18 protein-coding genes are annotated in these 14,083 nt (G+C 42.3%); 7 read left to right on the forward strand and 11 right to left on the reverse strand.

What is annotated here, in order from left to right; genetic code table 11:
* Positions 1-36 precede the first annotated feature (36 nt).
* Positions 37-564 (forward strand): GNAT family N-acetyltransferase, encoded by a 528-nt coding sequence (locus tag ACHUFI_RS17870; RefSeq protein ID WP_394251651.1) that lies wholly within the window; start codon positions 37-39, stop codon positions 562-564.
* Positions 565-601: 37 nt separating this feature from the next.
* On the opposite strand, the gene ACHUFI_RS17875 is transcribed toward ACHUFI_RS17870, so the two are convergent.
* Entirely contained in the window at positions 602-1,432 is an 831-nt protein-coding gene (locus ACHUFI_RS17875) for a DUF481 domain-containing protein (RefSeq protein ID WP_394251572.1), read from the reverse strand.
* Positions 1,433-1,753: 321 nt separating this feature from the next.
* Here ACHUFI_RS17875 and ACHUFI_RS17880 point away from each other — a divergent pair, with 321 nt between their 5' ends.
* The gene (locus tag ACHUFI_RS17880; protein WP_394251574.1) at positions 1,754-2,560 is read left to right on the forward strand and encodes an MBL fold metallo-hydrolase; all 807 of its coding nucleotides are present in this window, start codon (positions 1,754-1,756) and stop codon (positions 2,558-2,560) included.
* A 131-nt stretch (positions 2,561-2,691) separates the two neighbouring features.
* Here ACHUFI_RS17880 and ACHUFI_RS17885 read toward each other — a convergent pair whose 3' ends face one another.
* A complete protein-coding gene (locus ACHUFI_RS17885) occupies positions 2,692-4,539 on the reverse strand; it encodes a M3 family metallopeptidase (RefSeq protein ID WP_394251576.1) in 1,848 nt (615 codons plus the stop codon).
* Positions 4,540-4,553: 14 nt separating this feature from the next.
* On the opposite strand from ACHUFI_RS17885, the gene ACHUFI_RS17890 reads away from it, so the two are divergent.
* The 3 genes from ACHUFI_RS17890 (at position 4,554) to dbpA (ending at position 6,989) form a co-directional block, all read left to right on the forward strand.
* Positions 4,554-4,820, forward strand: a complete 267-nt coding sequence (locus ACHUFI_RS17890; protein WP_394251653.1) for a hypothetical protein — start codon at positions 4,554-4,556, stop codon at positions 4,818-4,820.
* A gap of 169 nt (positions 4,821-4,989) precedes the next feature.
* The gene (locus ACHUFI_RS17895; RefSeq protein WP_394251578.1) at positions 4,990-5,547 is read left to right on the forward strand and encodes a hypothetical protein; all 558 of its coding nucleotides are present in this window, start codon (positions 4,990-4,992) and stop codon (positions 5,545-5,547) included.
* Positions 5,548-5,609: 62 nt separating this feature from the next.
* Positions 5,610-6,989, forward strand: a complete 1,380-nt coding sequence (gene dbpA, locus ACHUFI_RS17900; protein ID WP_394251580.1) for an ATP-dependent RNA helicase DbpA — start codon at positions 5,610-5,612, stop codon at positions 6,987-6,989.
* 46 nt (positions 6,990-7,035) lie between these two features.
* On the opposite strand, the gene ACHUFI_RS17905 is transcribed toward dbpA, so the two are convergent.
* Both ACHUFI_RS17905 and ACHUFI_RS17910 read right to left on the reverse strand, forming a co-directional pair.
* Complete coding sequence (locus ACHUFI_RS17905; protein ID WP_394251582.1) at positions 7,036-7,209, reverse strand: RNA helicase; 174 nt, start codon at positions 7,207-7,209, stop codon at positions 7,036-7,038.
* Between the two features lie 50 nt (positions 7,210-7,259).
* The gene (locus tag ACHUFI_RS17910; protein ID WP_394251584.1) at positions 7,260-8,030 is read right to left on the reverse strand and encodes a transcriptional regulator; all 771 of its coding nucleotides are present in this window, start codon (positions 8,028-8,030) and stop codon (positions 7,260-7,262) included.
* 178 nt (positions 8,031-8,208) lie between these two features.
* On the opposite strand from ACHUFI_RS17910, the gene ACHUFI_RS17915 reads away from it, so the two are divergent.
* Positions 8,209-9,045 (forward strand): DUF6279 family lipoprotein, encoded by an 837-nt coding sequence (locus tag ACHUFI_RS17915; protein ID WP_394251586.1) that lies wholly within the window; start codon positions 8,209-8,211, stop codon positions 9,043-9,045.
* Positions 9,046-9,113: 68 nt separating this feature from the next.
* On the opposite strand, the gene ACHUFI_RS17920 is transcribed toward ACHUFI_RS17915, so the two are convergent.
* From ACHUFI_RS17920 to ACHUFI_RS17950, 7 genes are all read right to left on the reverse strand, one after another.
* Positions 9,114-9,272 (reverse strand): hypothetical protein, encoded by a 159-nt coding sequence (locus tag ACHUFI_RS17920; RefSeq protein WP_394251588.1) that lies wholly within the window; start codon positions 9,270-9,272, stop codon positions 9,114-9,116.
* A gap of 221 nt (positions 9,273-9,493) precedes the next feature.
* A complete protein-coding gene (locus tag ACHUFI_RS17925; protein WP_394251590.1) occupies positions 9,494-9,829 on the reverse strand; it encodes a DUF4842 domain-containing protein in 336 nt (111 codons plus the stop codon).
* 43 nt (positions 9,830-9,872) lie between these two features.
* Positions 9,873-10,094, reverse strand: coding sequence for a hypothetical protein (locus tag ACHUFI_RS17930; protein WP_394251592.1), 222 nt, complete (start codon positions 10,092-10,094; stop codon positions 9,873-9,875).
* Between the two features lie 27 nt (positions 10,095-10,121).
* Entirely contained in the window at positions 10,122-10,592 is a 471-nt protein-coding gene (locus tag ACHUFI_RS17935) for a hypothetical protein (protein WP_394251594.1), read from the reverse strand.
* Between the two features lie 172 nt (positions 10,593-10,764).
* Positions 10,765-11,385, reverse strand: coding sequence for a 3'-5' exonuclease (locus ACHUFI_RS17940; protein ID WP_394251596.1), 621 nt, complete (start codon positions 11,383-11,385; stop codon positions 10,765-10,767).
* Positions 11,386-11,455: 70 nt separating this feature from the next.
* A complete protein-coding gene (locus ACHUFI_RS17945; RefSeq protein ID WP_394251598.1) occupies positions 11,456-11,860 on the reverse strand; it encodes a PPC domain-containing DNA-binding protein in 405 nt (134 codons plus the stop codon).
* A 108-nt stretch (positions 11,861-11,968) separates the two neighbouring features.
* Positions 11,969-13,174 carry a DEAD/DEAH box helicase gene (locus tag ACHUFI_RS17950; RefSeq protein ID WP_008215597.1) on the reverse strand — a complete coding sequence of 402 codons (1,206 nt, stop codon included), beginning with the start codon at positions 13,172-13,174 and terminating at the stop codon, positions 11,969-11,971.
* 167 nt (positions 13,175-13,341) lie between these two features.
* On the opposite strand from ACHUFI_RS17950, the gene bluB reads away from it, so the two are divergent.
* Positions 13,342-14,010 (forward strand): 5,6-dimethylbenzimidazole synthase, encoded by a 669-nt coding sequence (gene bluB / locus ACHUFI_RS17955; RefSeq protein ID WP_394251600.1) that lies wholly within the window; start codon positions 13,342-13,344, stop codon positions 14,008-14,010.
* Positions 14,011-14,083 lie beyond the last annotated feature (73 nt).

Genomic DNA, 14,083 nt, shown 5'->3' on the forward strand with positions numbered 1-14,083 from the left:
TATGGTATGACTAAGCACTTAATCGGACGTCGTCATATGTATTTAGCTTCTCCTACAGAACAATTTAAACAATCGTTTATGACACTACTGGATGATTTTCAAAAAAATGATCCAGAAAATGCCGAGTTTTATTCGGAAGCTGGGGTGTGCTTTAGCCACTACGTATCCACACTGAATGACCAGTCAAAAGGAATTAATCTGCCCAAATTTTACGTGCCTTGTCACCACTTTTGGTTGATCACAGAACAAGCGGAAGTTGCAGGGATCATTCGTATTCGACACCGAATTGATAACGAATTTTTATCATTGGAAGCGGGCCATATTGGGTATGACATTGCTCCTGCTTATCGAGGGAATGGATATGGGACATTAATGCTCCGGCTTGCCCTTAACGAAGCTAAGAAACTTGGTTTAGATAAAGTGCTGATCACGGCTGACGAAGATAATATTGCGTCAAGAAAAGTGATTGAAGCTAATGGTGGAGTCCTAGAAAAAGTAATTGAGGGGAAAGTATTCCAAGGGCCAATCGCAAGATACTGGGTTTCTTGCGACAGTTTAGGCTAACTCTCTATTACTCATTTGTTGCAGGCTATCGGTCAGGCTAAAACTGATAGCCAAGGGTCACCATCGGGCCATAGAATTTGTAGGTCACATCAACGTCCGTTCGGCCGTCATCATAATCCACTCCTAGCTCATAGTAATTAAATGAGCCAGCAATCATCAAGTTTTCAGTGATTTTATATTTAGCGCCAAAATCAATCTCATACAGCCAGCCCTCAAAATCATCCATCCCTAAGTAGAAAGCTTGAGTGTGTGCTTTTAGCATCCAATCATCGTTGAGCTTGTATTCTGCTCGAAGTCCAAAATCGGGAAGCGGGGCAGTAACATCACTAACGACACTGTCTTCTGCAGAAGCGGCTGGAAGTTGGTTATCGTTAATTCTAATTCCAATATCGCCAGCAAAACCTAATGTTAACCACATGATGTGGAATCCCGCCAAGGCATCCACCGATAAGTCATCGTTTTTATAAAACTGATAGCCATAGCCAACACGTGCAATGTCCACATTGAGTTTAGTCGTAAGTTGAGCACCAGCTTGGATAACGTATGTTTCACCGTCGAGGTCAACCTCGAAGGGCTTAGTAACACGTGAACGCGTGGCTTCGCGATGTAAGCTACGCCAATCGAAGAACACATTATGTTTCTTGTTAAAGTAATACTCTATTTCCAAATATGGGAGTAGAGCGTTATCTTTCAATTCCAAGTCTGATTCAAAGTCGATCGTACGTTTGGTATTTAAATATGGGTCTTGAGCGTTAATTTTGGTGTCTGTCTTTGAAAAGAACGCACCGACTTCTACTTCCCATGTACCGGCAATAGCACCTGATGAGATTGGAATTATTGCTAGGGAAATCCATTTATTTTTAGACATGTTTAACCAGCTCTCATCCTTGAGTTCTTATTTATTATCGTATGAATTTATTTCCTCACTATCAATAACATAATGATACTAGTTAGTTATTCTCGTGATTAGTCACGAAATAGGATCGCCATCTAGTGTGATTGGCTCTTTATGTTTGAAGGCTTTCTTCAATCAACGGATATAGCTTTTCGTGAACTCTGGTTCTTAAAAAGATTTCACTTATTTTAGCGTTCAGATTTGCGGGGGTGGTGATGGCAACTAAACTACTTATAGTTGTATTGATAGCAAATGATCGAAGGGCGGTTAAGCCTATTCGTGAAAGGGGGAGCTATGGCAAAACAAAAAGTACAGCATTTCTACCATCCGGTGTCTGGAACGATCAGCTATGTTGTTTCAGACATTGCGTCTAAGGAAACGATCATCATTGACCCAGTAGCCGATTACAATGAAGTAACGGGAGAGGTGACGTTTCAATCATCCCAAATGATCCTCGACTATGTAGAGAAAAATGAGTTTTCAGTTACCGCAATTTTAGAAACGCATATTCATGCCGATCATTTAACTGGCGCTTTTTTTCTAAGTGAAAAGCTCGGGGCTCCCATCCATGTGTCGGACGCAGTGAAAGATGTGTACTCAACTTGGAAAGACGACTTAGCGTTAAAGGAGATGTTCGAGTTTGAAAACTATCTGTTGGAACACGAACATTTAGGCTTTGGGGAATCAGATTTGGAAGTAATTAATACTCCGGGCCATACACCCGCTGATTTAACTTATAAAGTCGGTGATGCGATATTTGTTGGTGATTCATTGTTTCACCATGGAACTGGTAGAGCGGACTTCCCCGGAGGGAGCGCAAAACAGATGTTTCATTCGCTCTCTAAGCTCTATGATATGGACGACGATACCAAAGTTTACCTTTGTCATAACTATCCTAAAACTGCGGACGAATTGATTCATATGACAACGATTGGTGAGGAAAAGCATGAAAATGACTTCATCAGAGAAGGGACTTCTGAAAAAGAGTTCGTTAAGCATCGTGAAGAACGCGACGAACAACTGGCGAATCCAAAGTTGATCAACCCGGCCCTGACTTATAATTTAACGGCCTCACTTTCTCATTCAAATGATTCCGCTTGAGTAGGCTGCTTGTGCAAAAAACTAGAGAGATATGAAGATATAGAGAATTAAAGCCCGCATTTCGCGGGCTTTATTAAGTACTCAACTAACGCAAGTTAACTGAATATGAGTTAAACCGTGTGTCGATAGAATTAACGACCGTAAGTTTTCTCGATGTACTGTTCGAATTGATCGCACATTACTTCATTAGACTCTTTGTTCGACGCTAATTCATTACTGCCGTCGACAACCACAATTGTGGCATTGAGCGATGAAACTTTAGCTTGTGTTCGGGTCTTTAAGCCTTCAATTTTCTTTTGCTCACCAGCCCATGCTTCTTCAACAGATAAGTTACATGAATCAGCAAGGTATTTAGCGTTAAAGCCTTCGCCAGTTAATGCTTCAATAGTACCGTTATGGTTAACACTATTACCTTTGTTCCAGTAATGCTCAGCAAGTAAAGGGCCAATCTCCGGGTTGTCTGTTAGGTAGCCAAACTTCTCTGTGAAATAAGCACGTGTTTGATAAACCGCCATATGAGCCAGTAAGTAGCCTTGGTAAGCGCATGCAGCTTCATCTGACAGTAAGTGTGGAATCGCCATCAGTGGACGCGGGCTACATTCTAGTCCCAGAATTTGTTTTTCTGTGTCACGGGCGAGTTTTGTAACGCGCTCTGGTGTTAGCTCGTCATCACTCAACGCGTAAAGTGCACGTTCGAAATAAGGAACCACAAGGATGCTACGCTCACCGTAAGCTTTGAATGGTTGTTTGCTTTCAATCATCGCTTTGATGATTTCATCAGGAACAGGTTGTCCTTCAGCATTCAATGCATATTGCTTTAGCCAATCAGCATCGGTGAGTAGGCTGTCACAGAACATTGATTGAGTCTCTGCATAAGCCATTGAGGTCGGTGCGAATTCCTGAGAGAAGCAAGGCGCGTTCATTTTAACGTTGGCAAAATGAGCGGCATGACCACCTTCATGGAACAAGGTATTGATACCGGAATACCCACTACCGACTTGGTCTGGTTTGGCGTTGCTGGTGAAGTTTACTTTAGCCGGAATCCATTTATCTTGATCGTAAAAAGATGGAATAGGGCCATGACAAAAACCGTTCGGGTATTTGCCTTTTCGGTCCAACAGATCCAGCGTGAGTTCTGCGCCTGAATATTCAATGTTTAGACGTCCGAAAGACTCAACCCAGCGACGCAGAGATTTAGAAAAAGGTACATACGCATCTAAATCTCGCATGACATCACCAGAAAACGAGAAGATAAAGTTGTGCGCGGATAATGCGTTAGCCCCTTTTTGCTTCGCTAACTGATCTAAACTCTTTTGATGGCTGTTTTTGGTCTGAGCTTCGAAGTCGTCAAGAATAGAAAACAGCTGCTCTGTTGTCATTTGTTCAGTCTTAACAATCGAATAGTCAAAGAAAGTATTAAAGCCTAGAGACCTTGCAAACTCGTTACGACGCTTGACTAGCTCTAAGAAACCGTTTTGTAGCAGCCATTGTTCTAAGTCTAAGAAAGCTTGGTGTGCAGACTGACGCACTTCTTCACTTTCATTTGTGCGCACTGCTGCAGCTAATACAGGCAATGAACCTTCGACTTGCTGACCTTCCTCATTGGAGTAAGTCATGATGTGATTTTGTTTCTTTTCGAATAGCTCTGCTTCGAACTTAATGAGTTCTGTTTTTAGAAGCTGAGATTCCTCTGATTCAATCGCATGAGCTTGAAACGTCGCCAACCAACCTTCTAGCCCGGTAATGGTTTTAGACTTTTCTTGAGGGTCTGAGATCAACTCAGCCGCCTCTAGCTGCTGTCTGATGTCAGTGATTTGAGAGGATGCACTTAGAAAATCGTTCCATTTTGTTTGTGCTTCAGTAGAACCTGCGTGGTCATCGCTGATACCCATGTACGTTTCCCAGAAGAAGTCTTCTTTGTTGCGGTGGATAGAAAGGTAGCGTTGATTTAATTCATTGAGAAAAGCGGTAGCAGACATCTTGTTCCTTTTAAATGGTTACCGATAACAAAGAGAGTATCTCACACATCACAGTAATAAGAATCACTACGCTCCAACAAGGCGACGTTCAATATGTAAACGAATATTTACCGTGTGATTACAATGGTGTTATTTTGGCGGTACACCAAGACGTATTCAACCAATTTGGATTCATTAGCTTGCCTGAAGAAGCCATTCATAGAAATAAAGTCAGACTTTCCTTAGCCGAACCAATTATAGAAGGTGGATATAAATGGTACGACGTATTGATTGGTGGGTGACATGATGTTAAAGTACGCCACGTAATGGTTCTTAACGTAACGGATTATGTTATTCAGGCTTTAGATTTCTAGCGGGCATGTATGCCCGTTTTTTTTTGTAAATTCGCTTCTATAGAAATCATCGTTCAAGCGTTACAATGAACCATACCCACTTTCCTATGCGTTTTTCATGTCTTTAGTTATTCGCCTAATCACGTCACTGCTTTGTTTTGTTCACTCTGCCTCTGTGACGGCCAAAGAACCGTGGTTCTTACGGGAACTGTTTAATACTTCTCCTCAAAAGCCTAGTGCAACGCAATACGTTAATGATGCCGATCTGTTCGAATGTGGAGTTGAAACGTATACCTTGTGTAGTGATGAGATTTCTTATTATCGAACTCGTGTATTTTTGGAAGTCTTGGTAGAAGGTAGTGACGTTAGCCGTGTAGTGATGAACGCGGACTTTTCAAATCACGTATACTCCGAACTTCAGCTCAATTTACGTAAAGATGGCTTTCAGCTCGCGTCATTCGACATTGATGGTAATGAATTTAATGTCGAAAAACGTTTAATGAACGCTACAAACGAAGAGCGGGTAGAGGTAGATAAGGAATTGGTGACTTTTATAAATCGCTACCCAAACTGGACTTATGTGAAGAGTCGCTGGAAAGTAAATGGGCAACGATTTCCTGTTGTCCATCTCGAAAGTAACGGTGGAGAAATACAAGTTCGGTTAGTTCGAGATTGAAGTGGTAATTTTTTTTAAAACAACCATAATGCGCTCTGTCTTTTACTTTTCGGGAATTTCCTGTGAGCACTACTAAATTTTCTTCGATTAACCTAAAACCAGAACTTCTATCGAATCTGGATACTTTAGGTTATACCCAAATGACTCCAATCCAAGCGTTGAGTCTTCCTACCATTCTTGAAGGTAAGGATGTGATCGGTCAGGGTAAAACAGGTTCTGGTAAAACTGCGGCGTTTGGCTTAGGGGTTTTGCAGAATCTTCGAGTGAAACGTTTTAGAGTGCAATCGTTAGTATTGTGTCCAACTCGTGAACTAGCCGATCAAGTGGCGAAAGAGATTCGAACGCTTGGTCGTGGTATCCATAACATCAAAGTACTTACGTTATGTGGTGGTATGCCAATGGGGCCACAGATTGGTTCTTTAGAGCACGGCGCTCATATTCTAGTGGGTACGCCTGGTCGCATTTTGGATCACTTAGAAAAAGGCCGTATTGATTTATCTGAGCTGAACACATTAGTACTGGATGAAGCAGATCGAATGCTAGATATGGGCTTCCAAGATGCGTTAGATGCGGTAATTAACGAAGCACCAAAAGATCGTCAAACTCTATTGTTTAGTGCGACATTCCCGAAGAGCATTAAATCGATTGCCGACCGCATTATGAAGCAGCCAGAAATGGTAAAAGTAGAATCGACTCATGATCACTCTAGCATTCAGCAGCACTTCTATAAGTTAGAAGGCACCGAAGCGCGTGATGATGCGTTAGAATTACTGCTTCTTCATCACCAACCTGAATCTGCCGTTGTATTCTGTAACACGAAGAAAGAAGTTCAAAACGTAACGGATGAACTTCATCACCGTGGCTTTAGCGTCATCGAATTACACGGTGATATGGAACAAAGAGAACGTGATCAGGCCTTAGTTCAATTCTCGAATAAGAGTGTTTCGATTTTAGTGGCGACGGATGTTGCTGCTCGTGGCCTTGACGTTGATAACCTAGACGCCGTGTTCAACTTTGAGTTGTCACGCGATCCTGAAGTGCATGTTCACCGTATCGGCCGTACTGGTCGAGCGGGCAGCAAAGGTGTGGCATGTAGTTTCTTTAGTGAAAAAGAAATGTACCGTGTTGCACAAATTGACGAATACATGGATATGCCAATTGAGCCATCTGATTTGCCGAGCAAACCAACGGCTCAACCTTACCAATCGCGTATGGCGACGATTCAAATTGATGGTGGTAAGAAAGCAAAAGTACGTGCTGGTGATATTTTGGGTGCGTTAACTGGTCAAGGCGGTATTGATGGCAAGTCAGTGGGTAAGATTAACTTATTCGCTATGCGCGCTTATGTTGCTGTAGAAAAATCAGTAGCAAAGAAAGCACTTAAAAAGATAGAAGCAGGGAAAATGAAAGGTCGTCAATTCCGTGCTCGTATCCTGAAGTAAGCCGCTAAGATTAAGCAGTACAGCACGAAAGCTGTACTGCTATTTGTCAATAATCAGGTCTGATTGAATATAAATCATTGAGCCGTTTTCCTTGCTCAACATACATTTCTAAAGCTTGTCGCTTAGTCGCTGCAACAACCGAGACAACCTTCAATTCGTTATCTTCAAAGTAACAGCATTCAAATTCTCTATTTTCATCTAACGGAGATAGTGCAGCCATATAGTCTCCCCAGAGTTTGCGCATGTAATTAAATAATAATTCGAACAGGTTTATTGTTTTTCTTTTAAACTCGATACTTTCTTTAAAACACTTCCGTCGATATTGGGTAAGGTTTCTGAAAGTCGAATGTGTCGACCTTGGGTGACACTCAACATGATATTTTTTAATTCAGCGACTTGTTTTGGGTGTTGGTTCATCGCGCTGAATTCAATCGCCCTTTGATACAGTTCTTCCTCTAAGCTAGACACTTGCTCTTGTGTTAAAGGGATCCGAGCCATGCACACGTTAGGCAATTCTTCAGAATCGACTGTGATGGCTTTAAACTTAGTTTTGTACATCGAATCGAGCTTAGTACCTTCTTCCATCACAAAGCGGCGCCCTTGCTGAAATTTAATATCGGTACCGCTTATAACTTCAATATAGCCCATCTGCTCTAAAGTATAGATGTAGAAATTGATACTTTTATCGGTAAGGTTGTGTAGCTCACGAATTTCTTCAATGTCCATCGCGAGTGAAGTGATCATATAGAGGAAATCAAGCAAGTAGGGGTGTTCGTAAAATACGTCGCTGTAGTCGTCGCGAATTGGCTTCCAATTTTGTTGCTCGAGTTTTTCTGCCAGTGCAATTAATTCAGGCAAAGCCGTATCGATACATGAAGAATAGAGCATGATCTTGTCTAACCCTAAACTAGGGTTTCGCAAATGCCTTTTTATCGAAGACAAAGGAATACCAGACTTCTCTGAAAGTGCTGAATAGCATATTCCTTTTTGTTTAATACGTTCCCTAATTGCAGCGAGTAGGCTCTCTGGACTGATATTCATGGTCTCAATGCGTATTTGATGAAAGTGAAGCACAAGATATCGGATATTACGGGTACGAGAAGAGTGACATGGATAAAACTTGAACCAAAACTGATTTTTCGGTCAATTGTCACTGAATCACTAAACCGGTTAGCGAAGTCAGCCCTATACTATTAATAGAGTTTACATGGAGGTGTTCATGCTAGGTTGGAAGCCATTTTCTGTTGTTATTCTATTGCTAAGTTTGTCGGGATGTGGGGCGAAATTCGTTTACAACAACCTCGATTGGCTGGTTTTGGAGTACGTGGACGATTACGTTACTTTAACGAATGATCAAGAGTCTATTCTAGAATATCGCCTTCAGGCTTTAGCAAAATGGCATCGCCAAACAGAGCTCCCTAGTTATGTTGAGCAAATAGAAACCCTGCGCAATATGCCTAAATCGGATCTCACCGCCGACTTCATTCTTGCGCAACGAAAGAGTATTAAACAACAAATCAAAGCGATTATTGCTCAAGCCGCACCAGATGTGTATTCGTTGGCGATACAAGCCACGTCTGAACAAGAGCAAGAGTTTCTTGAAAACTTTAATGAAGAACAAAGCAAATATTTGGATAAGTATCTTGGTTTGAACGACCAGGAAACAAGAGAATTGTATGCAGAAAAAATAGGGGTGGGCCTTGATAAATGGTTTGGTTCGATTACTCCAAAGCAGCAAAAGATAGTGAACAACTGGGCAAATGAAATGGAAATTACGACCCCTGAATGGCGTAGTTACCAAACGCGAATTTTGCAGACTTTAGAACGCCTTTTCGAGAAAAAATCAGACACCGGGTATTTTCAAAAAACGCTAATGGCACTGTTGCTCGAACCGGAAAGTTTTTATTCAGAGAAACTTAGCCAGCAGATTGAAAAAAATATGCTTATTTCTAGTGAAAAAATCGTCTTGTTATTGGACGTCGCCACGGATAAGCAATGGGCACACTATCAGGGTGAATTGAAAGATCTCGAGACTTTAGCTCGAGATCTTATGTGACCGTGGCACTCTTTGGATTCGAACGTACCCGGAATCGTCCGTTAGGCTCTGTTCTGCGTGCTCACTGATTAGAACTCGCCAATACCTAAATATTCACACCCGTCATAGTCGTGTTCGTTTGAAGTGCGGTGTTCCGTCTCTTGTTGCTCACATTCAACAGTGTCTAGATCTGTATCTAAATTGATATAGGTAATTTGTTCTATGGTGTGGTTGCTCGCTAAAATCATAACGTGCTCCTTGTTAACTCGGGTACTTCTAAAATTCAGAAGTTATACATTGAAACTTATAGTTAAAGGAGCATAAGCTGTGCCACTTTTCTTGTTTTCTAAATCATTGAATTATCGATGAAATGACGACCCCTGTGATTCTATTCCTAATTTGATAATCACTATGAAAGCCGCCAAGTCCACTATCTTCAATTTGACTGGTTCTAGCGTCTATTCATCACCTACAAATCACTAACATCATCAAATACAAACTGAGATTTTCTTTTACTTTTGTACCAGTTCTTATTGGATTTACCTTTTCTTGATGCCCAGTTCAAAATATCAGGGTAGCTGTTGGAAAGGTCGACTCTCTCTTTAGGGTGGTGCCATTTCGATGGCATTTTCATTGCCCACGGTAAATTGTCTTTGGATTGATAATAACGATCATTTGTGGATTCGCTATCTTCATCAATTGAACCGAACTGCCGACGTGATGCCTTTTTGGTGGGCTTAAAGTTAGGGAAGTGCAATGGAATCGGATAGAGCGATGGAGTAACCAAATTGTTTAATGGTTGCACTTTCGTTTGAACTGAAATCTAGACAGGTGCTTATGGTCCATTGCTAGTTGGAATAGGCGAAAATACAAGCTTCGCTAGTATCACTGGAGTTGCCGGGTGCGCCAATTAGTATCGAGTCTTGGTAAATCGCCACACTATTCCCAAAGTCAGAGAAGTCATTTGAACCCGTATCAGAAAGGGTTGAAACCAATGTTGGACTAGCGATAACGAAACGGCTAAATAAAGCGACAATGGCTATAGTAAATATCAGTCGAAATAAATGCATACGTACTCCTAGCGAACAGTTAGAACATTAAAATGCGTAGGTGACTCTATTTGATTCATTGAGTTCGAGTTCCACAGTCTCGTTATAGTTTTCGTTAACGGTGACCCAAAGGGATTCTATGGAAGTAGGGATGACGACCCGAGTCCGAAATTGATTTCCTTTGATTATTTCACCAGTTTCAATCAGCTGAGAGTTTGATGCTGCATTGATAGGCTTCTCTAAATAAACGGATATAGGAATGGAGTGCTGAATCTCTGGGAATGAAAGACTTAGTTTTACCGAACGAGTTGTTTCGAAAGTAAACGACTCAGATACTGATAGTTGCTCAATGGATTCCGTCGCAAGCTGTTCTATTGCTTCTTGTGTAGGTTCTGGCGTACTTGCAGGGGGGCTCGCAGAGCTACTGGACCCAGAATCTTCTCCTCCACAACTTATGAGCCAAAGAAAAATGGGGGTGAATATCGCGGACTTGAAAGCGGGTTTTACGAAATTTTGCATGTTTGCACCCCATAACTGTTATCGGTTATATAGGGTAAGCAAAACTTAGACCATAGCTCGTAACTTTCTAAGTTGTTGAAAATTATTAATTAAACTGTAGTTGTTACATGTGATTAGGGGCATTTTCTAATTTGACTTTCAAAATGCCTAATGCCCCTATGAGAGGGAAAGATTAGCGTTGTTTTGAGAGTAACGCTGAAACAGCACTTTTGCTGGTTTTAGCTATCTTCTGCATGAGAGCAAAGCTTGGTTGCTGTATTCCATGCTTTGTATTGAGCTCTTCAAGCATCAGCAACCACAGGTTTGCTGTCATTTCTGAATCGGCTAATGCACGGTGAAAAGTGCCGTCATTATCAATATTTTTGTAACGGACCAAGTCCCCTAACTTATGAGTGGGTGCGTCTTGGATAAGGCGGCGAGCGATCAGCATTGAGCATGCAAATTGTCCATTGTAATCACGACCAATATTATCTAACTCTGCATCAAGAAAGCGCTTATCAAATGAAGCATTGTGAGCGACTAATTGGCTGTCTTGAATGAAGTTTGCAAATTCACCCATCACTTCTCCACAGCTAGCAGCAGTGCTTAACATACGATTCGTGATTCCGGTATAACCCTCAATGAACCCACTCACGCGAAATCCAGGGTTCATGAGCTGTTGAAAGGTGTCGACCACTTCGCCGTTAACGAGTTTCACGGCACCAATTTCTATTGCTCGATCGCCCATATTCGGGGACAAGCCAGTGGTTTCGAAATCGAGAACGATAACTGAGTCTGCGGAGTGTGGAGCCATGGTGTTTCCTAATAACTGTTTATCTGTATCGCTTTATATAAGCGTTGGTATTGCCGCCGGTGTGGCTAGCTTATTGTGGGTTATCACTGATAGTGAGCTCAGTGTAACCTGTCGAATCGTCATGCTCTCTGCTGAAGGTCAAGGTATCGTAGCGATGAACAATCAATTCTGCGGTGGTAGCGATGATGGTTCCTTCAAGTAAATGACCACCAATCAAATCGCCATTCTCATCAGCAACGGATATATGAACGTGCTGGTGGTTGGGCGTTAGCGTTGCCATGACAGACACGATTTCGAACGGCGCTTGAATTAACTTTGTGTGGTTTGCGTTTGCCAAGCGAATATTGAGTTGGGAAACGCAGCCCACACAAGATGCAATAGAGCCCGCAGCGACGTTATGTTTAGTCACTAACTTTTGTAGCTCAAGCTTTAAGTCTTGGCCACGGGTTAATCGTGTTGCAATTGGGGTGATCATTGGCTTCCCTCGAACTCTCACTGGTGTAAAGAACAAAACGAAGCCTTAGTTGGCTTCGTTTTGTCATAATTTGGCAATACGTTTTGGCTTGAATTCAAGCTCGGCTAATTACTTGCCTTCTTTTTCTTGCTGTTCTCTTTTCTTCTTAGGAACAAAGTTCAGCACCGAAATCGGGACTTCTTTGCGTGGTTCAAAACCTTCAACCACGCGGCGTTCAATCAAGTGACCAAGGCGCTTCTCAATAATGCATAGGTTCTTGAAGTTGTCTTTTGATAAGAAAGAGATCGCTTCACCTGTTGCATCAGCACGGCCTGTACGACCAATACGGTGAACGTAGTCGTCTGCTGGGAAAGGCATATCGTAGTTAACAACGCGTGGTAGGTTATCGATATCAATACCACGTGCAGCAACGCCCGTTGCCACTAGGAACTTAAGGTGACCTTTCTTAAAGTCCGCTAAGATCTTTTCACGAATCGCTTGGCTACGTCCACTGTGGAACGCTTCAGCTTGAATGCCACGTTTCTCAAGTTGAGCAACCAATTTTGCTGCACCATGCTTGGTTTCGATGAAGATAAGCGCTTGATCCCAGTTACCTTCAGTAATCATGTGGCTCAGTAGTGCCGATTTACGGTCTTTATCTACTGTTACTAGCCATTGCTCAATGTTCGCTTTCGAAGCGTCTGTCTTGGCAATTGAAATCTCTTCAGCGTCACTGATTGCACTTTTCGCTAGTGCACGTACTGGTGTCGAAAGGGTTGCTGAGAACAGCAGGTTTTGCACATCTTGCGGTAAGCGAGCGATGATCTTGTTGATGTCTTCGATGAAGCCCATGTCTAGCATACGGTCTGCTTCATCCAGTACTAACACTTCAACTTCATCAAAGTGAACCGCGCGCTGTCCGTACATGTCGATCAATCGCCCTGGTGTCGCCACTAGGATATCAACGCCTTCAATCAGGCGGTCTTTTTGATGTTGGTAAGAGACACCACCGTACATTGCTAAAGACGTTAGGTTTAAAAACTTCGCGTACTTCTTGATGTTTTGTTCAACCTGTACCGCCAACTCACGCGTTGGTGTAAGGATCACAGCACGGATGCGTTTCTTACGTTGAGTTTCACCTTTACTTAGCATCTCTAAGATAGGGAGAACAAAGCTCGCAGTTTTACCTGTACCTGTTTGTGCTGCCGCAATAAGGTTCTTACCAGAAAGCACAATCGGAATTGCTTTTTCTTGAATAGAGGTTGGCTTCTCGTAGCCTTGTTTTGCAACGGCTTTAACAATAGGTGAGCTTAATCCAAGCTTGGAAAATGGCATAAGTTTCTCGGTATGATTTGGCTAAATAGCAATGGAAAGGTTCAACAATCTTATACAAGGATAAGATTAATGGCGGCATTCTACCATGTTGCTTGTGTACCGCTAGTAACATCCACACTTTAGTTGGATAATACCGCCTCAATAAGATGACGATAAGACAGGGAGCTATGGAAATTACGCCAAACGAACGCGACGCAGTATATAAAACGATCTTTTCTCGCCGAGATGTGCGTGGTCAGTTTCTTCCTGATGAGATCCCAGAAGATGTATTGATGCGTGTTTTAACGGCCGCACATCATGCCCCGAGTGTCGGCTTTATGCAGCCTTGGGACTTTATTGTGGTGCGTGATATTGAAACCAAGCAAAAGATTAAAGCTGGCTTCAATCAAGCCCATGCAGAATCAGCGGAAATGTTTACCGATGAAAAGCAGGCGATGTATAAACGCTTAAAGTTGGAAGGTATTGTTGAATCACCTATCGGTATCTGCGTGACTTGCGATCGCAATCGAACCGGAAAAGTAGTTTTAGGCAGAACCATCAAACAAGAGATGGATCTGTACAGCACCGTGTGTGCGGTGCAAAACTTGTGGCTCGCAGCAAGAGCTGAAAACCTTGGGTTAGGTTGGGTGAGCATTCTCCACGACTCAACACTGCGAGACGCCCTCGATATCCCAGAAAACATCGATATTGTGGCGTACCTGTGTATCGGCTACGTTGATCACTTCAAAGATAAACCAGAACTTGAAACCATGGGTTGGCTACCAAGAAGAGACGTCAATTCAGCGATTCATGAAGGGAAGTGGAACCCTAAGCAGTTAGAGGCTGATGAAAAGTAACGGCTACGCTAGAAAGACTGATATTAAGATTTAAAAAAAGGGCTCATTGAGCCCTTTTTGATATTTGCTTTGG

Source organism: Vibrio profundi, from assembly GCF_043642225.1.
In the GTDB taxonomy this organism is placed as follows: Bacteria; Pseudomonadota; Gammaproteobacteria; order Enterobacterales; family Vibrionaceae; genus Vibrio; species Vibrio profundi_A.